This is a genomic window from Roseisalinus antarcticus, assembly GCF_900172355.1.
GTDB lineage: Bacteria > Pseudomonadota > Alphaproteobacteria > Rhodobacterales > Rhodobacteraceae > Oceanicola > Oceanicola antarcticus_A.
Genome location: NZ_FWFZ01000049.1, coordinates 1 through 18,858 on the forward strand (window position 1 = coordinate 1; position 18,858 = coordinate 18,858).

Consider the following 18,858-nt stretch of genomic DNA (forward strand, 5'->3'; position numbering starts at 1 on the left):
AGCGCGAGCGTTGCGAGAAGAGATTTCATGGGTTTGGGTCCATTTTCAATGACAGGGGGCTCGACCGGGCTCAGTTCACCTGGACCTGCGGCGGAGCGCCGTTTCCAAAGAGCTCGTTCTGCGGAGGAGCAGCGGTGCCGGCCGGCGCGGGATTGCGGGCGCCACGGTCGTCCTCGTCATCCTCATATTCCATCTCGACGATCTGGAGCGTCCCAGGATCGAGTTTCACCTCGATTTCCCGGCCGTCGACGTCGCGGCCCTCGATCTCGTAGCATCCGTCGTCGATATCGAATTCCCGCACGGTCCAACCTTGGACTTGCGCCAGCTGCAGGGCGGCCTCGCGCGGTTGCCACTGGCTGCGCGGAACGGAACAGTCGTCGTCATCGGCGAGGGCCGCGCCCGCAGGAAGCAATGCGATCAGGGAAAGGGCTATCAGGGTCTGTTTCATGGCAGGGTCTCCTTTTCATCTGCTGAGGCCAATCTGGCGGACAGACCTGAGCGCCACCTGACGGGAATGCACAAACCGCTTCAGCCTCGCGTCGGGAACGAAAAGGCCGACTGAGACAGCCGGCCTTCGGTGATCGCGGGAGCATGTCGGTTCGCGCGAATGCTTGCAGCTTTGGATCAGGTGCCTGCGCCGGGCCCTGCGGAACGTCCGGATCCTGCGTCTTCATGGCCGACTGAACAGGCATCGCTGCCGGATGGAGCACGTTGATTTCACCCGTCTCGTGCCGGATAATCTTCTCTGTGATGCGCACGACCTCCGCGTCTCCCGCGTTTTCCGCCGCTGCATCGAGGTCCGCCGGTGCGGTGACGAAATCCAGATGGTCATCTTGAAGCTGCGAGATGTCAGCCTGCCGGCGGTCCGGTCATGGTCGGGGTGCCATGCTTGGCTGCGTCAGTCCTCGCTGCCTCCTTCGCGGTCGCGGTGACGATCAAGCTCGCGGCGATCGTCCTCGTCGTCGTCCTCGTCGTCGTCCTCGAATTCGAACTCGATCACCTGGAGCGTGGCGGGATGGACCGTCACCTCGATCTCGCGACCGTCGCTGTCGCGACCGTCAATTTCATAGCAGCCGTCGTCGATCTTGATGCGGCGCACCGTCCAGCCGTTCTCTTCAGCCAGTCGGTCCACGGCATCGCGGGGCAGCCAGTCCGCCATCGGCACGAAGCAGTCATCGTCCGCCAGCGCCACTCCGGCCGGGAAGACCGCGAGAAAGCCAAGAATTGTCAATGTCTTCTTCATGGGGCACACTCATCGCTGCGGTCCTCTTGATGCAACTCATGCCCGGCGAAGCTGACAGGAACCTGAAGCGCGGGCCTTGTCGGCTTCAGCTTTGCGTCAGCCGGACGGATCATGGAAGGGTCATCGGAAAAGGAACGGAACAGCCATGCGCATTCTGCTGATCGAGGACGACACGGTTCTGGGCGCTGCCGTGCGCGATCAGATCGCAGGCGACGGCCAGTCCGTCGATTGGGTCACGCGACTGGACGGGGCGGACGACGCGCTGCGCGGCACGGCCTATGATCTGATCCTGCTCGACCTGATGCTGCCGGACGGACGCGGCATCGGCTTCCTGAGGGGCTTGCGGTCACGAGGTCAGGTGACACCCGTCATCATCCTGACGGCGCTGGACCAGATTTCGGACCGGATCGAGGGGCTGAACGCGGGCGCCGACGACTATCTCGTGAAGCCCTTCGACCTCGCCGAACTGTCGGCGCGGATCGGCTCGGTCGCCCGGCGATACAGTGGTAATCCGAACCCGATCATCACGCACGGGTCGATTGAGATCGACCTCGCCGCGCGCAGCATTCGCCGCGAGGGCAAGCCAGTCCAGTTGACGGCCCGCGAATGGGCCCTGTTTGAGGCGTTTGTGTCCCGCCCAAGTCAGCTTCTATCGAAGGCGCAACTGGAGGAGAAGCTCTATGCCTTCGACGTCGAAGTGGAGAGCAACACCATAGAGGTCCATGTCAGCCGCCTGCGCAAGAAGCTCGGCAGCGCCGTCATCGAGACCGAGCGCGGCATGGGCTACCGGTTGGGTAGACCATGAAGCTGCCGCGCAGCCTTCAGGGGCGGCTTGCCCTGTCGCTGGGCCTTGTGCTGACGGTCCTGTGGCTGCTGGCCGCCACGGTCACGGCAGTGATCGTGCGGGGCGAGATGGACGAGGTGTTCGACAGCGCCCTGCGCGAGACCGCCGAGCGCATCCTGCCGCTGGCGGTGACCGACATCATCGGGCGCGAAGATCAGGGGGTGACTCAGCGGCTCGCCCCGATCCGGGAGCATGACGAGTTCTTCACCTACCTTGTGCGAGATGACGAGGGTCTGATCCTCTTGCAATCCCATGCGGCAAACCCCGCAGTGTTTCCGCCATACGACGGGCCGGGGTTCCGCCAGACCGCAACTCACCGCCTCTACAGCGACGCGGTCCTGCAAGGCACGATCCGCATCACCGTGGCCGAACCGCTGGCGCATCGCGCGTCGGTCGCGCGGGAAATCCAGATGGGCCTCGGCCTGCCACTGCTGATCGTACTGCCACTCGCGCTGGCGGCGACCGTCCTGGCCGTCCGCTTCAGTCTCGACCCCCTGCGCCGGTTTCGCACCCGGCTCGAGGCGCGCGGCGCCCGTGACCTGTCCGAGGTTCCCGCCGACGACCTGCCGACGGAGATCAACCCGCTTGCCTCAACCCTGAACAGCCTTCTGGCCAGGTTGCGCGAAGCGTTCGAGGCCGAGCGCAGCTTTGCGGCAAATGCCGCACACGAGTTACGGACGCCATTGGCAGGCGCCATCGCGCAGGCACAGCGGCTCAGGTCGGAGACGCGTGACCCTGCTACTGACGCGCGGGCCGCAGAGATCGAGGCGACACTGAAGCGGCTGACCCGACTTTCCGAACGCCTCATGCAGCTTGCGCGAGCGGAAGGCGGGCGTCTTCGGATAGACCGAAGCGCGGACCTGAGGGCTGTCGCGCGTGTCGTGGTGGACGATCTGGCGCGCGCGAGCGCGCCGGGCCGCATCGCGCTGACCCTGCCGGACATGGCCGTCATGTCAGATATCGACCCTGACGCCTTCGGTATCCTCTGCCGAAACCTCGTGGAGAATGCGCTTCGTCATGGGGCGGAGACTGCGCCGGTCGATGTGACCTTGACGGAAGATGCACAATTGATCGTGTCGAACGACGGTCCCGTCCTGCCGCGCGACACCCTCGACCGCCTGACGGTCCGTTTCGAGCGGGCAAGTGAAAGAACCGATGGCAGCGGACTCGGCTTGGCCATCGTTGTTGCGATCGTGGACCGGATCGGAAGCCAGCTCATTCTGGAGTCACCGCGTCCGGGGTCGTCTTCCGGTTTCCAGGCATCAATCCAGATGCCCACAGACCTCCTGGATACCCTCACGCAAGGCACTATGCGCAAGACGTGACAACAGGCTGAAAATCAACATCTTCGTGCCTGCTCTCGCATCACCGCGTAGTCGCTCAGCATCTCGCCGATGGCCGGACCATGCGGCAGCTGGGCCAGTTCCTCGGCCGCCCGAGCCTGGAACTCGCGGCTATACTCGACGATCGGTGGACATGCCCCTGGCCCGCTGCCGTCAGAACCGACCGTCGCGCAGCCGCTCAGCAAGCTCGTTGCGATCGCGAGGACGGCGAGCCGCAGCCTCCAGCATCCGGCGTTGGACGTCATTGACCTTCTCCCTGGTTTCAAGGCGTTCTGCGAGGCGTCCCACTCGCTCCCCAGACCGCCGAAGCGAATGCAGAAACAGGAGCACGGCGAGGACGATGGCGGCGTAGCGCAGTGCCGACCGCACCCACGGGCTGGTGGCGAACCCGGTGAGCAGTCCGGCGATCACCGCCGCCCCCGCTTCCAATCGTCGAGCCGCGCGTAGATCGTGACCGAGATCCCGCCGAGCGCCACCGCGATGAACACCCAGCGCAACGTGTCGAGATATGGCACGAGCGGCAGGATGGCGTTCTGGGTCTCGGCCATGACGCTCTGCGCAACCTCCACCCCGGCAGCACCCAGCGTCGCCACTCCGGCCGCGCCACCGCCCTTCATGGTGCGGCTGTCGGCCTGCACTTCGCGCGCGGGAGGCGTCTCGGCTGCAAATGCGGTCGCCCGGACCGGGAACCGCTCGCCCCACTGACGCGCGGGCCCGAGGTCGATGTGCATGAAGCCCGAGCGCGGGTACGCCAAGAACGATCACCTCGGGTTCCAGATCTATTACATGTGGGCGGGCTCGCGGCGGCGATACGTCCCGGACTTCCTGGTTCGCCTTCCGGGCGGTAGGATTCTCGCGCTCGAGATCAAGGGCACCGACAGCCCACAGAACAAAGCCAAAAGAGACGCGCTGAACGAGTGGGTCAGAGCGGTCAATTCATCCGGAGGATTTGGGCGCTGGGCATGGGATGTAGCATTTAAACCGGGCGACGTGCAGGACATCGTGACGAAGCATGCATCCGTGCTCGAAACGGTGGAGTAGAACCGACAATCATCTGGTGAGTGTGTCGATAGAGTTTGTTTACGGTCTTGTTTAGACAGCGCCACTGGCATCGAAGTGTTCAGGTTGCGCCTGAAATTAACCACAACTTTTCAATAACTTATAATCTATACACCGAAATCGCGCAGTCGAGAGCTCCAGAGAATATCGGCCCCAAGAGACCGCTTCCAGGCCTTCTGGCGCCGGGGCCAGTGCTCAGCCCCACTCGCATACCCCTCGAATACAACGCGAAAATCCGGCCGTAGCCGGATCGGGAGAACGCTTTCGCGGGGGCAAGTGGCGGAGGGGATGGACCTAAAAGACAACCTTCTCTGGACCTTAAGGCATTGATGCATAGTCAAATATTCTTAAGCAAAATCAGAAATCTCGAGCCAGACACGGACCCAGTCTGATGAGCGCAACGTCGTCCTTGCCCTTCGGCCAGAGACGGAGCCCTTCTGAGGCGGACGCCGCCATGCGTTGCGCGTCCGCCCGCTACGATTTCAAGTCACCTCATGCACCCAGGCCACCGCATCGCCCAAAACCGATTGCATAGCGGCGTCAAGACCGGCAACCAAGGACGCGGTGGTGTCAGACAACACCGTAGCCGTGCTTTCGAACCGCTGCGTTCCGGCAATAGCGCGATCCGCTTCGCGGATCAGGGTCAACTGCACCGAAACATGGACCTTCGCAGAGGCAAGATTCGTACCGAAGAGTTCAGCCTGGAACGCGAGGATTTCGGTCATCAACGTGAAATCGGGCATGAGCCCCGCCCCGACCCGGCTGACCAAACGGAGGCCGCCCTGGTTGAGAAGTGAGTTGACAAGAAGCGTCTGCACCATGGCGGTGGCCGGTTCTGACCAGCGGGCTCCCGGCAAATACTCCGCCTGCCGGGAGGAAACCTTGATCAGGATTCGGTCGGTTGCGAGTTCTCCGCCCGAAGTCGGCAGTTCGACGACCAGATGACCGTTGCCGCCGGCTCGCGACGGTGCGGCCTGAAGCGGCGACAGGGTATAGGTATCCAGAGGATCGCTGGCCGTCGTGACTGCGGACAAGGCGCCGCAACCGGGAAGCCCGGCAAAAACGGCGAGGGATAGGAACTTGCGGCGCGAATGCATTCTCTTCATCTCCTGTATTCGGGGGTTTCGTTGCCTAAAAGGAACCGCCCAGGATCGCTGCCGATCTGACGGGCGAGCGCATCGAAGGTGGCGATCACCCCGCTGGCCTCCTGGATCAGCGTGCCAACCTGTGCCGAAAGTCTCGGCATGTCGGCCCGGGCCACCCCGCCCACCGCGTCCATCGCACCAGCCGTGCTGTCGATGGCAGCCCTGAGACTGACCATGAGATCGGGAACATCCTGCGCAAGGAGCCCGTCGGCGGCAACAAGGCTCGTCTCGAGGGCGTCCAGCACGTAATCGACCCGGGACAGCGTCACATCGGCGCGGGTCACCAGCGCATCGATGCGGCCCGTGGCGCCTTCCACGTTGGCCAGGATGCCGGCGACGGCGTCGCGGTTCTCCGGTGTTGCAAAGCCCCGCACGTCGGCGATCAGCGCTGTCGCCTCGGCCAGCAGATCGGGTCCGGTGACCATCAGATCCTGCACCACCGACCGTTCCGAAAGGATCACCGGAACCGCTGCCTGCGACAGAGGCCGCAGCGGCTCCGCGGTGGCGCTGCCACCTTCCAGGGCGATGAAGGCGACACCCGTCACGCCTTGGGAGGCGAGCGTGGCGACCGTGTCGGTGCGCACGGGGGTGCTGGCGAAGATTTCGATGCGCACCCGCACCAGGGCCGGGTCATCCCGATCAAGGGCGATCGTCAGAACGTTGCCCACATCGACACCGTTGTACCGGACGGCGGCAGTCTGGCTGAGACCCGCGGCCGTTCCGAGGAGGATGTCGTATTGCGCATAGGTCCGGTCGAGCTGAACCTTGGCGAGCCAGAGCACAAAGCCGAGCATGGCGGCGAAGCCCAAGATCGTGCACAGGCCGATCAGAACGAAGCGAGCGCGGGTTTCCATCAGTATTCTCCCACCGCCGCCAGAGCCGCGTGGGCGCGCGGGCCGTGGAAATAGGCATGCACCCAAGGGTCATCGACATCACGCATCTCGGCCATCGTGCCGGTGACCAGCACACGGCGCTCAGCCAGAACCGCGATCCGGTCGCAGGTTGCCTGCAAGGTGTCGAGGTCGTGCGTTACCAGGAACACCGTGAGGCCTAGCGCTTCACGCAGTGAGTTCAGCAGGGTATCGAAAGCCGACGCGCTGATCGGATCGAGACCCGCAGTAGGCTCGTCCAGAAAGAGGATCTCGGGGTCGAGCGACAGCGCGCGCGCCAGCCCCGCGCGCTTTCGCATTCCCCCCGACAGGGCCGCCGGAAACAGATCGCCGGCAGTGGGCGGCAAACCCACCAAAGCGATGCGCAAATCTGCCAGCGCCCGCCGGGTGGCGGCGCCGACCGACAGAGTTTCGCGCATTGGTGCCTCTACATTCTCGCGGACGGTCAGGGCCGAAAACAGCGCACCGTCCTGAAACATCACGCCGGTGCGCGCGCTGACGCCTGCCCGGGCTGCCACACTCGCGCCCAGCACATCCGTTCCAAGCATGGTGATCTCGCCAACACTGGGCGTCATCAGCCCGACGATGCTACGCAACAGCACCGACTTGCCACTGCCCGAGGCGCCGACAACCCCCAGCACTTCGCCCCGCCGCACCTCAAGCGACAGGTTTTCGTGCACGACGGTCTTGCCGAACCTGTTGGTCAGGCCGCGTATGGCAATCACGGTCTCAGCCTCCATCATACCCCCCAGACCGCGAAGAACACGGAAAACAACGCATCCATCACGATCACCAGAAAGATCGCGATCACCACCGCGCGCGAGGTTCGCATGCCGAGGGATTCTGCGTCACCTTTGACCTGAAGGCCCTGATAGCAGCCCACCAGCGCAATGATCGCCGCGAAGATCGGCGCCTTGGACAGGCCTACAAGCGCCTGCCCGACGCCCACATCGGCCAGCAGCTGCGTGCGGAACTGGCTGGGCGAAATGCCAAGCTGCGTCCAGGCCATCAGCCCTCCGCCGAACAGGCCGGACAGATCGGCAACGAATCCGAGGATCGGCAGTACGATCATCAGCGCAAGCAGGCGCGGCAGCACCAGAAGCTCGATCGGGTCAAGGCCAAGCACGCGTATCGCGTCGATCTCCTCGCGCATCCGCATTGATCCGATGGCGGCGGTGAAGGCCGAGGCCGATCTCCCGGCGACGATGATCGCGGTCAGCAGGATGCCAAGCTCGCGCAGGATCGATACGGCGATCAGGTCCACGACAAAGACCTCCGCCCCAAACTGACGCAGCTGGGCGGCTCCTTGAAACGCCAGAACGACGCCAATCAAGAAGCCCATCAGCGCCACGATGGGCCCGGCGTTCAGCCCGACCTCCTGCATGTGATGGACCAGTGCCGTCAGCCTCAGTCGCGCGGGGTGCGCCACCAGTCCGGCTAGGCGGGCCGTGACAAGACCCACAAAGCCCAGGCTCCGCGCCATGGCAACGAACAGCGCGTCCACAGCAATGCCGACGCGCACAAAGCCGTCGCCCGCCTGATGATGCACCTTGCGGAGCCGAACCGTGGGGGCGAGCGGCAGGGCTTCTTGCACGGTGCGCAAGAGAAGGCGCTGCGTGTCATTGGCGCCCATGAGCGGCCGCCCCGTTGCCGCCAGCAGCCAGGCCCCGGCTGTGTCAAGCCGGGTGACTGCAGACAGATCGACGGGTGCCCCGGCGCTACTCCTGTCGATAAGGGCGCTGACTGAGCCGAGGGATGCCAGCGTCACCGGACCAGACAATGCCAGATGCGGCACCGCGACCGTCTCAGGCACCGGCTCAGCCACTGACGCTGATAGTGCCAATGCCGCCCGGAAGTCCGAAGCCCATCAGCTGCCGCAAACTGACTCGCACCAACTCAAGAGTGCCGGAAAGTATGACCAGGGGCATGAAACCGCTTCCTTGATGTGTGAGCCCCGCTGCCCTGGGACCGGTACGCCGGGAATGCCCCATCCGCTGCCAGCTTGCCGAAGCGAGAGCTTCGAAGCCGGGCAGCCTCGATCGCAGCGACGCCCGGAAAGCTCGTAATGTGAGACAATCCCATGATTTGCGGAGAGGCCGCACTTACCTGGATCAGCCTTGTTGCCGACTGGCGCCGATGCCCCAATATCGTGAGACTGAGGGAAACGCACCTGCGTCCCTGACCTTTGCCGCCCAGCTGATCCGTCGCTCGGCGATTAGGCTAGGGTGACCACGAGATCCTGAACACCCTCTGGCAGCCGCAGAGAAAGCTGCCCTTTGTCGATTTCCTGAGGTATCCCGTTCAGAAGAGCAGTCCTAATGCCCCGCCCGGTGCGGTTCGGATTGTCGATGGTGATCGCAAGACGGGTGTCGCCAAGCCGGACAGTCGCGGCCAGGCGCGGCCAATGCCCTGGAAAGCACGGGGCCAGAACCAGGTCCGGTCCGGTCTGTGTCAGCCCGAGGATACCCTCGATCCCGGCCCGGTACATCCAGCCCGCAGAACCGGTGTACCAAGTCCAGCCGCCCCGGCCTTCGTGCGGTGCCGTGGAATACACATCCGCCGCCACGACATAGGGTTCGACCTTGTAGACCGCTGCAGCCTCCGGCGTCAGGGCGTGGTTGATCGGATTGACCAGCGCAAACAGCGCACCCGCTGCATCGCCCTCTCCCATCCGGCAGTATGCAAGGATCGCCCACATCGCTGCATGGCTGTATTGCCCGCCATTCTCGCGCAATCCCGGTGGATAGCCCTTGATGTAACCGGGATCTAGCGGGGTGCTGTCGAATGGCGGCGTGAACAGCAGCGCGAGGCCCGGGTCCAGCTTGATCAGGTGCTCTGACATGCTGGCCATGGCCATGGCCGCGCGGACCGGGTCGGCAGCGCCGGACAGAACGGCCCAGGATTGCGCGATGCTGTCGACGCGGCATTCATCCGACGTCGTCGACCCCAGCGGCGTGCCGTCGTCGAAGGTGCCACGGCGATACCAGGCACCGTCCCAGCCTTCGGTTTCGATGGCCTGCAGTACCCTGGTCCGGTGGGCGCGCCAGCGTGTGGCGCGTACCGGGTCCCGGACATCTGCATGCGGGGCCATCGCGTCGATGGTGGCGATCAGCAGCCAGCCAAGCCAGACGGAGGTGCCGCGTCCGCCTTCGCCGACGCGGTTCATGCCGTCGTTCCAGTCGCCCGTGCCGATCAGGGGCATCCCATTGGCACCCGTCAGGTCGATCGACTGATCCAGCCCGCGTGCGCAATGTTCGAACAGGCTGGCCTGCGTATCGGAGATCGTGGGCAGGAAGAAATCGTCATGCGCACCTTCGGCCAGCGGCGGGCCGTCAACAAACGGAATCTGTTCATCAAGGATCGCAGCATCGCCGGAGACCGAAATGTACTGTGCCACGCCGAAGCCCAGCCAGACGCGATCGTCCGAAATCCGCGTGCGCACCCCCTGGCCGGAATGGGGCAGCCACCAATGCTGCACGTCGCCCTCGGGAAACTGCCGCGACGCTGCACGAAGCAGGTGCGCGCGCGTCATCCCGGGCCGCAGCGCGGTAAGCGCCATACCATCCTGCAACTGATCGCGAAAGCCATAGGCGCCGCTGGCCTGGTAGAATCCGGCGCGCGCCCAGATCCGGCAGGCGAGCGTCTGATAGAGCAGCCAGCCGTTCAGCAGGATATCCATGGCGCGGTCGGGCGTCGTGACCTGCACGGCGGTCAGAAGATCGGTCCAGTGCTGACGGACGGCCCGAAGCGTCGTTTCGGGGTCTTGGGCGCGGTGCCGCCTGATCAGGTCGCGCGCGGCCTCGGGCGAGGCGGCCTGCCCTAGCAGGAACAAGACGTCCACGCTTTCCTGCGGCGCTAGGGTCACATGGCGTTGCAGCGCCGCGCAGGGATCGAGCGCAGGGCCGGTGCGCCCGGAAAGCAGTCCGGCCCCGATGCCGGCGGGGCGCGCCATGCTGCCCTCGCGGCCCAGAACCTCGGATCGGTCGCCGGTCACGCTTCGGGTCTCGGCACCCAGATCGGCAAAGGCGACGCGGCCCGGGAACGCTAGGCCGAACGGGTTTCGGGCGAAGACGGCGCCGCTCTCCGCGTCCTGCGTGGTGGTGATATGGGCCGCCGTGGCGCTGCGGGACGTGCCCAGAACCCATTCCGCATAGGCCGTGACCGACAGGCGCCGCACCGTGTCGCCGGCGTTGCGCAGTGTCAGGCGGGTGATCCTGACCGGATCGTCCAGCGGCACGAACTGCACCATGTCCGCCGCGATGCCATGGGCGGCATGTTCGAACCGACTGTAGCCAAAGCCATGCCGCGCGACATAGGTGCCGCGCCCCCGGATTGGCAGCGCAGTCGGCGTCCACAGCGCGCCGCTGTCGAGATCGTGCAGATAGATCGCGTCGCCGGACGGATCGCAGACCGGGTCGTTCGACCATGGCGTCAACTGGTTCTCGCGGCTGTTTTCGGCCCAGACAGGACCGCTGCCCTCAGCCGAGACCGCAAAACCGAAGTTCGGGTTCGCGACGACGTTGATCCAGGGCGCGGGCGTGGTGTGGCCATCGCGCAAAATGGTGACATACTCGCGGCCGTCCTCGGCAAACCCGCCGGTGCCGTTGAAGAATTCGAGGTCGAGGTCCGGGGCGGCGCTGGCGGGTGAAGGGGCCGGTGCCGAAAGGAGTGGCGGCGATGGTGCGACCGGCAGCAAGGCGTCGATCTGAGCGCCGATGCCCCCCCGGTTGGCCAGCAGGATCACGTGCGCGACGGCGCGCAGCATGTCCTGTTGTTCTGCCGTGACAAGATCGGCACGCAGGGTGTGGATCGCGCCTTGCGTCGCGCCCAGATCCGCCGCGCTGCGCGGTCGGGTCTGGGCCGACCGGACGGCGACGTCGATAGCACTCTGCAAGTCCTGCACATAGGACGACGCGCGGTCGTTCAGGATCACCAGATCGACATCCAGCTGCCGCATCCGGAGATAGTCATGCGCGGCCAGCATCTCGTGCAGGGCGGCCGTGTCTTCGCTATCGCTGATCCGGAAAAGGATGATCGGCAGGTCGCCCGAAATGCCCATCGCCCAAAGCGTCGATTGCGGCCCCATACCGGCGTCGATCTGACCGGGCGTCGCCCGCAAGCGCGGATCGTCGCGCAGGATCATGCCCCCGAGGCGCTGAAAATCGACGGCAGCGGAAGGGGAGACGCCCAGATGGCGCAGTTGCACCTGGCTTTGTGTCCAGGACAGCGTCACGGCGCGTTCGAAGGCCGAAGGGTCCCGGTGGCGGTCCACCTGGTCCAGCAGCGCCTCGGGCGTTTCGGCGACGACGGTCCAGAACGTCACGCGCGCCATGCCGCCCGGGGGCACGACAACGCGGCGACGCAGGGCCAGGACCGGGTCGAGCACCGTGCCCGTGCTGCCCGACAACGGGCCTTCGGCCATCTCTGCCGTGCCGATATCCCGACCGCGACCGATGAACTTGGCGCGGTCGGTCTCGTACTGGACAGGGGCGCTTTCGCTGCCTTCGACCACGCCGATATGGGCGACCCAGATCTCCGGGTCGGTGGCGGCGCGACGTCGGCGCGTTGCGATGATCGCGCCGAGATCCGCCATGAAATCCGTCACCACGAACAGCTTCGAAAAAGCCGGGTGCGCCAGGTCGGACGCCTGCGGCGCCAGCACGAGTTCGGCGTAGGACGTCAGGTCGATCTCGCGTGCATGGCCGCCGGTGTTGGTCAGCGTGACACGGCGCGCCTCCGCATCATCCTCGGCCGAAACGACGACTTCGGTGGTCATGCCCAGCTTTTTCTCGTGATGACTGAACGAGGTCTGGTGTTCGCAGAACACGGCATTGTGCCGGCGCGGTCCGGCTCCGGTCGGCTGCACTGCGGCGGACCAGCGCGCGCCGGACTTCACATCCCGCGCCAGGATGAACGACCCCAGGGCTGCCTGCGAAGGATCGGGCCGCCAGCGGGTTATGGCCAGATCGCGCCACCGGCTGTAGCCCCCGCCCGTGGGAGTCAGCATCACGGCATAGCGACCATTCGACAGCACATGGCCGGTCGGAACCGTGTCGCTCGGAGCGTCGAACCGGCGAACGACCGGGCTGTCGTCGATCCCGACCGTCGTGAGCGGAACATCCTCGGAGCGCGGTGGTGTCACGGTCGCATCGCGCGGCACGCGCTCCTGCAGAAGAAGGTCCACCGCCCTGATCATCGGTTCCGCGTGGAATCGTGTCCGCAAAAGCCCGTTCTGAAGGGTGTTTGCGATGGCGGTGATCGTCATGCCCTGATGATGCGCCATGAAGCTTTGCACCAAGGCGTGATCTGCCCCGGCGGGCACGCGCTGTGCCGTGAAATCGACCGCCTCATAGAACCCGAACCGGCCTTCGGCCCCGAGGGCGGCGAGCCGTTCGAAGTTGCGCAGGGCCTCGTGCGGCGCGACCATCGTGGCGAGCCCGGTGGCATAGGGGGCGATGACACGGTTCTCGTTCAAACCCCGTTTCAGACCCAGCCCCGGCACGCCGAAGTTCGAATACTGATAGGTCATCTCCAGATCGCGCGCATTGTAGGAGGATTCCGACACGCCCCAGGGCATCCCGTGCGCGGCACCGTAGGCGACCTGCCGGTCGACGATCAGCCGGTTGGTCTGTTCGAGGAGCGATCCTGCTGGCGCACGCATGACCAGCGATGGCATGAGATATTCGAACATGCTGCCCGACCACGAAATCAGCGCCGATCCAGCCCCAACGGGCGTCCCGGCACGGCCCAGTCGGAACCAGTGCCGGGTCGCCACGTCTCCCTTGGCGATGGCAAACAGGCTGGCAAGCCGCGCCTCGGAGGCCAACAGGTCATAGCAGTTGGGGTCGCGCGTGTTCGTCGCGACCGAGAAGCCGATGGACAGCAGCTTCTTATCCGGGTCGAGCAGAAAGGCGAAATCCATCTGAATGGCAAGACCGCGGGCCAGCCGCTCGACTCGGGCAAGGCGGGGGTCGGCACCGCCCGCCTCGTCCTCGACATGTCCGGCGATGCAGTCCTTCGCCGCGCCGCACCAGAAGGCCAGATCGGCTGCGGATCCGCCCAAGTCGGCGGCCAGGCCGGCCGCTTCGGTCGCGAGGGGCAGTAGGCTCGGGAGGGCATCATTCCGCGCATTGGCGTCGATCAGCCGCTCAAGCGGCGCGGATACTGCGGCAGCCTCGGACGTTAGCGACATCTGTGCCAGCGCCAGGGCATCGCCAAGTCCCGCACGCCGTTCGGGTTCGGTCGGCGGCGTCTCCTGCCACTCTCGACAGGCTTGTGCAACGGCGATTAGGTGGCCGGCCAGGTTGCCGCTGTCCACCGATGAGACATAGGCCGGTTCCAGCACGCGCAGGTCGCGGGTGTCATGCCAGTTGTAGAGATGCCCGCGGAACCGGGGCATCCGTTGCACCGTCAGCAGCGTCTGTTCCAGCCGGGTGACGGCCGCGGCCTGCCCGATCCACCCCATGTCGCGGGCAACGGTTGCGGACAGCAGATAGAGGCCGATATTGGTGGGCGACGTGCGATGAAAGACCGTGGACGTCGGGGTTTCCTGAAAGTTGTCGGGGGGCAGGAAATTGTCGGCCTCGGTCACGAAAGTCTCGAAATAGCGCCAGGTCCGGCGGGCGATCAGTCGCAGGGCGCGGGCTTCGCTGGCGTCGAGCGGCTCGGACGCCTTGGCGGCCCGTGGTTGGCTGACGCGCTTGGCCAGCGCGGGTGCTGCCAGCCACAGCAGCGCGAAGGGGGCGACAACCGGCCAGCCCGCAGGGTTGAGCGCGACCGCCACACCGCAGGCGCCAAGGCCGAGCGCCATTCCACCCTTCATCTGCCGGTACTGCGCGCCAAGTCCCGGCCGCATGTCCGTCCCCGCCGCAGCCGCCGTTACCCATTGCAGCAGGTGGCGCCGCGTCACGGCCATCCGGATCAGCGCGCGCGCAATGGCATCCGCCATTAGCCACGCCGTATCGGCCAGAAACGCCGTGTTCAGCGCGATCTGCGCCGATGCGCGCCGCGCATCGGCAAGCAGCGCCGCAAGGTGGCTGCTCGAGGTGATCCCGGCCCGGCCCGGCAGAACGGCAAACGGCAGCCCGACAAGATGCGGCAGCGCCAGCATCAAGAGCACCGCGACGGTCCAAACGGCGGCCATCGGAACCGGCAACAGCCAGCCCGCGAACAGGGCGGCAAGCGTCAGCGGTGCCACCAGGGCGCGTCGCAGATTGTCCGTCATCTTCCACCGGCCGAGCGGCGACAGCCCACTGTCCCGGCGGATCAGCCATGGCAGAAGCTGCCAGTCACCCCGCACCCAACGGTGCTGGCGGCGCATGGCAATATCGTAGCGCGCGGGAAAATCATCGACCACATCTATGTCCGAGGCCAGGCCCGCCCGGGCAAAATCACCCTCGAACAGATCATGGCTCAGCATGGTGTTGTCCGGCACGCGGCCCGCAAGGCTGGCGGCAAACGCGTCCACATCGTAGATGCCCTTGCCGGTGAACGAGCCCTCGCCGAACAGATCCTGGTAGACGTTGCTGTCGGCGCTGGCGTAGGGCTCGATCCCGCCGGGGCTGGAATAGATGCGCTGGAACAACGAGCCTTCGGTGCCCGTCGGCAGCGCCGGCGTCACGCGAGGCTGAACGATGCCGTAACCCGCCGTGACGCGGCGGGTCATGGGATCGAACACCGCGCGGTTGAGCGGATGGGCCATCTTGCCGATCAACCGAGCAACGGTATCGCGCAACAGGCGGGTGTCGGCATCCAGCGTGATGACAAAGCGCACATCCTGCGGCAGGCCGGCATGAGGCAGGAAACTCGTATCGCTGGAACCGCGCAGCAGGCGGTTCAGTTCGGTCAGCTTGCCGCGCTTGCGCTCCCACCCCATCCAGACGCCCTCCGCCGGGTTCCACTGCCGGTGACGGTGCAGGAACAGGAAGCGGTCGCCATGATCGGACGGATACCGGGTGTTCAGGCGCTTGATCGCAGCCTCGGCCGTGGCGACAAGGGACGCATCTTGGCATGTCGTCCGGCTGGCCGCATCGGGCCCGTCGGACAACAGCGCATAGTGCAAAGCGCCGCCGGTACTGGACAGGTGATGCACCTCGAGCTGGTCGATCTGCGCCTGAAGATCCTCGGCGTCGTGCAGCAACACGGGCACCGCGACCAGTGTGCGCAGGGACGGCGGAATTCCGGTCGCCAGGTCGAGCGCCGGCAGCGGATCTGGCCGCACGGACCGGGTCATGGCCAGACTGACCAGCGCGGTTCCGGCCTCGGACGCGGTGACAAGTCCTGAGACCGCGAGAAGCAGCAACGCCGGCCCGCCTGCACCCGTGGCCCAGAGCGCCACCGTCAGAACCGCGGCCGTAACCAGCGCGATGGCGCCAAGATAACCGCCCAGTCCAAGCCGGCCCGACATACGGCCCAGCCGCATCCTCAGCGGCGGCACAAACCTGACCTCCCGTTCGAGCACAAGCCGACCGAGCCCGATCAAGCCGAACCCCGGGTCGGATTCGGCGCCCTGCGCACCTTTGGCGGCAAGGCTCAACGCAGCCTCCGCAACGGCGATCTCGCTCAGGCTCGATCCGCGCGCCAGCACCTCGATTTCAGTGCGGTAGCGATTGCGCGTAACGAAATCCATCGCCGCGAAACCAGAGCGGGCGCGCAGGCGGGCGTCGATCAGGCTGACATCCTCGACGAGATCGGCCCAGTCCAGTTCCGAGGCAAGCCTCATGCTGGTCACGATATTGCGCATCGTGACGTTCGACGCCCCCTGCCGCAGCTGGGCGTTCTGCACGACGGTTTCGATCGAGGACCCCTGATGGCGCAGCCGGTCCTCCAGCCATGCATGCAGGGGCGTCTCGGCCGGGTCGAACCCGCGCAGCCGTTTGGCGATCTGGGCCGACACGATCTCGTCCAGAGGCGCGGCGGCGACGCACGCGGTCGCGGCACGTAGCGCGTCCTGGGGCGACACGGCCGGGTCGTTGCGCCCCGCCAGCACCTGATCGACGATTTCGTCTGCCATCACCCGATGGTCGTTGCCCAGGGTGATCTGTTCGGCCAGACGGCGCATGTTCTCGACCAGCACGATCCGCAGCGTGATCGCCACGGCCCAAAGCTCGCCGATGGAGAGCGGGCTGACCTGCTGGTAGGATTTCACGAAGCGGGCCAGACCGGGACCGGACAGCAAGCTGTCGGTATGGGCGACATAGGCCCAGGCCAGACCGAACACGCGCGGATAGCCGGCGAATGGACCGTCGGCGAGTTTGGGCAGTTGCCGGTAGTATTCCGCTGGCAGATCGTCGTCGATCTGTAGCAACTGCTGTTCGACCAGATGGAAATTGTCCAGAAGCCATTCGGCGGCGGGCGTGACAGAACGCCCGGACTGCAACATCTGACTACAGGATCGGTACGCTATGAGCAGATAGCGCGCGTTGTCGTTGACCCGCGCCGTCAGCGGGCGGACACGCGGGCCGCGCCGGGGCGCAACCGCCTGTGCCGCGGCCAGGGACAGCGCGTGATGCTCCAGTCTTTCGGCTCCGAAGATCTCTGATCGGATCGGCGTTGTGTCGCGCCACAGGTCGGACGCGGGCGGTCGCCATCCGAACCCGTGAACCAGACGCTGTTGGAGTCCGGGCGTCAGGGATGCGACCGTCACGCCACCTCACGGCCGATTGGCTTCATGTCCTCCGCAACCGTCCGCGCCGGTTCATTGGCCACAATCCCCGCGCCAACGGACGGGGCCCCGGGTGCAACATCACGCGGTCTTGTCGCAGGCCAGTCCGACCGCATGCGCCGGGTCATGGCGACCCAATTGTCTTCAATCTGATCCCAGTTCATCTCAGGCCCTTTCAAGAGTCGGCGACGGCCCTTTCGCGGACATACTCCAGCATGTTGCGCGGCAGAGTCTCAGGTTGTGGGGCAAGTTCGCGCGATCGTAGCGGGCCAGTGCCAGAGGCGCACTATCCCAGATCAGTGTCGCCGCATTTACCGGAGTAAAGGCGGCAGTATCCCGCCGACCTGCCAACCTACCGGCGACGAACGGAGTTTCCGCCCTCGAGGATGCCGTTGATCAGGGCAGCGACGGCGGCGTGAAGCTCGGCCTTGCCGTCCTGGCCGGTGTCATTCGAATGCGCCGCAGCGGCATCGCGCAGGATGCCGACAATTTCATGTTCCGGCAGGATGTTGCGGTCATTCAGCGCCAGCAGAAGCGACTCGCAGATCGAAAGGGCCGCCACTCCTGACACGTCGGGGGTATGGGACATTGACTTCGCCTTTCTTGGGCAGATGTCGGGGGAGGGACGCCCGTCGTGCGGTACCATCGCGCCAGTGTCGCAGTTGTGTGCTATGGTGGACTGAGGCAGATCAGTCCGACCCGTGGTATTTGCGTCCAAGTGGTGGTTGGCACGGTCGCGGCCCCATGTGCCCGTTTCCGTTTCCGGACATATTTTTTCAGAGGAGCGTTGGCATTGAATGCCATTCACAGCCCATTCGCGCGCAAACTCGGCGCATTCGTCTCTCTGTCCGAGAATGAGTATGCGGCGCTCGACAGGTTGCATGGCCGTCGCAAGGTCTTTGCCGCCGGACTGGACATGGTGCATCAGGGACAGACCAATCAGGCGGCCTATATCCTGGCGTCCGGGTGGGTCTGCTCGTACAAGATCCTTGCGGATGGAGCGCGGCAGATCGTCGATTTCCAGATTCCCGGCGATTTTCTGGGTCTGCGGTCGGTGCTGTTCCGCACCTCCGATCACAACATCGAACCCGTGACCAAGGTCGAGGCGTCGGAGGTTCTGGCCAGCGATCTGCTGGCGACCTTCAGCGAGACGCCGCGCCTTGCCACCGCTGTCCTCTGGGCCGCATCGCGGGACGAGGCGATGGTGGTCGAACATCTGGTGAGCATCGGTCGGCGCGACGCGAAGGAGCGGACCGCGCATTTCCTGCTGGAACTAGGTGCGCGGCTCAAACTGGTGGGTCTGGGGTCGGCTTCGGGATATGCCTGCCCGCTGTCGCAATACCTGCTTGCGGACACGCTGGGCCTGAGCGCCGTGCACGTGAACCGCGTCCTGCGCGAGTTGCGCGAGGACGGCCTTGTGACCTTCCAGCATGGTCAGGTCGAAATCCACGATCTCGACGGTTTGGTGGAGCTTGCAGATTTCGACAAGACCTATCTCGATCACGACGGACCACTGCTCAAGTGATCAGGAGGCCGTCATGCCGGAGATATGCCCAAAAGTTGGTGACGGCCATCATCAGGCGGCAGCGTGAAGTTGCTTGATACCGTCTTTGAAGACAATCCCTTGGATGACCTCGGGCAGACGGTTGGGCCCGGAGATCTTCCGCCACT

At 65.3% G+C, this 18,858-nt stretch carries 12 protein-coding genes and 2 pseudogenes; 4 read left to right on the top strand and 10 right to left on the bottom strand.

The window, feature by feature from the left end:
* Positions 1–70: 70 nt before the first annotated feature.
* Both ROA7023_RS21295 and ROA7023_RS21300 read right to left on the bottom strand, forming a co-directional pair.
* Positions 71–448, bottom strand: a complete 378-nt coding sequence (locus tag ROA7023_RS21295) for a PepSY domain-containing protein (protein ID WP_085881006.1) — start codon at positions 446–448, stop codon at positions 71–73.
* A gap of 450 nt (positions 449–898) precedes the next feature.
* Positions 899–1,243 carry a PepSY domain-containing protein gene (locus ROA7023_RS21300; RefSeq protein WP_085881007.1) on the bottom strand — a complete coding sequence of 115 codons (345 nt, stop codon included), beginning with the start codon at positions 1,241–1,243 and terminating at the stop codon, positions 899–901.
* 145 nt (positions 1,244–1,388) lie between these two features.
* Here ROA7023_RS21300 and ROA7023_RS21305 point away from each other — a divergent pair, with 145 nt between their 5' ends.
* A complete protein-coding gene (locus ROA7023_RS21305) occupies positions 1,389–2,048 on the top strand; it encodes a response regulator transcription factor (protein ID WP_085881008.1) in 660 nt (219 codons plus the stop codon).
* Positions 2,045–3,412: a sensor histidine kinase gene (locus tag ROA7023_RS21310; RefSeq protein ID WP_085881009.1), complete on the top strand. Its 1,368-nt coding sequence runs from the start codon at positions 2,045–2,047 to the stop codon at positions 3,410–3,412. Before ROA7023_RS21305 ends, ROA7023_RS21310 begins: the two co-directional genes overlap by 4 nt.
* Before the next feature lie 14 nt (positions 3,413–3,426).
* Here the strand turns inward: ROA7023_RS21310 and ROA7023_RS21315 are convergent, their stop codons facing one another.
* Complete coding sequence (locus tag ROA7023_RS21315; RefSeq protein WP_085881010.1) at positions 3,427–3,675, bottom strand: hypothetical protein; 249 nt, start codon at positions 3,673–3,675, stop codon at positions 3,427–3,429.
* A gap of 162 nt (positions 3,676–3,837) precedes the next feature.
* Positions 3,838–4,179 (bottom strand): annotated as a pseudogene (locus ROA7023_RS21325) (YcbK family protein); the annotation flags it as partial.
* Between ROA7023_RS21325 and ROA7023_RS21330 the strand changes: the two are divergent.
* Positions 4,178–4,471 (top strand): annotated as a pseudogene (locus tag ROA7023_RS21330) (hypothetical protein); the annotation flags it as partial. The pseudogenes ROA7023_RS21325 and ROA7023_RS21330 overlap by 2 nt on opposite strands.
* A 500-nt stretch (positions 4,472–4,971) precedes the next feature.
* Here ROA7023_RS21330 and ROA7023_RS21335 read toward each other — a convergent pair.
* The 6 genes from ROA7023_RS21335 to ROA7023_RS21360 form a co-directional block, all read right to left on the bottom strand.
* Positions 4,972–5,586, bottom strand: a complete 615-nt coding sequence (locus tag ROA7023_RS21335; RefSeq protein ID WP_085881016.1) for an ABC-type transport auxiliary lipoprotein family protein — start codon at positions 5,584–5,586, stop codon at positions 4,972–4,974.
* Positions 5,587–5,591: 5 nt separating this feature from the next.
* Complete coding sequence (locus tag ROA7023_RS21340; RefSeq protein WP_085881011.1) at positions 5,592–6,488, bottom strand: MlaD family protein; 897 nt, start codon at positions 6,486–6,488, stop codon at positions 5,592–5,594.
* Positions 6,488–7,264, bottom strand: coding sequence for an ABC transporter ATP-binding protein (locus ROA7023_RS21345; RefSeq protein WP_085881017.1), 777 nt, complete (start codon positions 7,262–7,264; stop codon positions 6,488–6,490). Before ROA7023_RS21345 ends, ROA7023_RS21340 begins: the two co-directional genes overlap by 1 nt.
* Entirely contained in the window at positions 7,264–8,337 is a 1,074-nt protein-coding gene (locus ROA7023_RS21350) for an MlaE family ABC transporter permease (RefSeq protein WP_370739260.1), read from the bottom strand. The genes ROA7023_RS21345 and ROA7023_RS21350 overlap by 1 nt, the downstream gene beginning before the upstream one ends.
* Before the next feature lie 402 nt (positions 8,338–8,739).
* Positions 8,740–16,905, bottom strand: a complete 8,166-nt coding sequence (locus ROA7023_RS21355; protein WP_234992388.1) for a glycoside hydrolase family 94 protein — start codon at positions 16,903–16,905, stop codon at positions 8,740–8,742.
* A 634-nt stretch (positions 16,906–17,539) separates the two neighbouring features.
* A complete protein-coding gene (locus tag ROA7023_RS21360; protein ID WP_085881013.1) occupies positions 17,540–17,776 on the bottom strand; it encodes a hypothetical protein in 237 nt (78 codons plus the stop codon).
* A gap of 204 nt (positions 17,777–17,980) precedes the next feature.
* Here ROA7023_RS21360 and ROA7023_RS21365 point away from each other — a divergent pair, with 204 nt between their 5' ends.
* Entirely contained in the window at positions 17,981–18,712 is a 732-nt protein-coding gene (locus ROA7023_RS21365) for a Crp/Fnr family transcriptional regulator (protein ID WP_085881014.1), read from the top strand.
* The last annotated feature ends 146 nt before the right edge of the window (positions 18,713–18,858 follow it).

Coding starts and splice junctions, on each gene's coding strand:
- ROA7023_RS21295 (WP_085881006.1), bottom strand. CDS start 448: ATGAAACAGACCCTGATAGCCCTTTCCCTGATCGCATTGCTTCCTGCG.
- ROA7023_RS21300 (WP_085881007.1), bottom strand. CDS start 1,243: ATGAAGAAGACATTGACAATTCTTGGCTTTCTCGCGGTCTTCCCGGCC.
- ROA7023_RS21305 (WP_085881008.1), top strand. CDS start 1,389: ATGCGCATTCTGCTGATCGAGGACGACACGGTTCTGGGCGCTGCCGTG.
- ROA7023_RS21310 (WP_085881009.1), top strand. CDS start 2,045: ATGAAGCTGCCGCGCAGCCTTCAGGGGCGGCTTGCCCTGTCGCTGGGC.
- ROA7023_RS21315 (WP_085881010.1), bottom strand. CDS start 3,675: ATGACGTCCAACGCCGGATGCTGGAGGCTGCGGCTCGCCGTCCTCGCG.
- ROA7023_RS21335 (WP_085881016.1), bottom strand. CDS start 5,586: ATGCATTCGCGCCGCAAGTTCCTATCCCTCGCCGTTTTTGCCGGGCTT.
- ROA7023_RS21340 (WP_085881011.1), bottom strand. CDS start 6,488: ATGGAAACCCGCGCTCGCTTCGTTCTGATCGGCCTGTGCACGATCTTG.
- ROA7023_RS21345 (WP_085881017.1), bottom strand. CDS start 7,264: ATGGAGGCTGAGACCGTGATTGCCATACGCGGCCTGACCAACAGGTTC.
- ROA7023_RS21355 (WP_234992388.1), bottom strand. CDS start 16,905: ATGTTGCAGTCCGGGCGTTCTGTCACGCCCGCCGCCGAATGGCTTCTG.
- ROA7023_RS21360 (WP_085881013.1), bottom strand. CDS start 17,776: ATGTCCCATACCCCCGACGTGTCAGGAGTGGCGGCCCTTTCGATCTGC.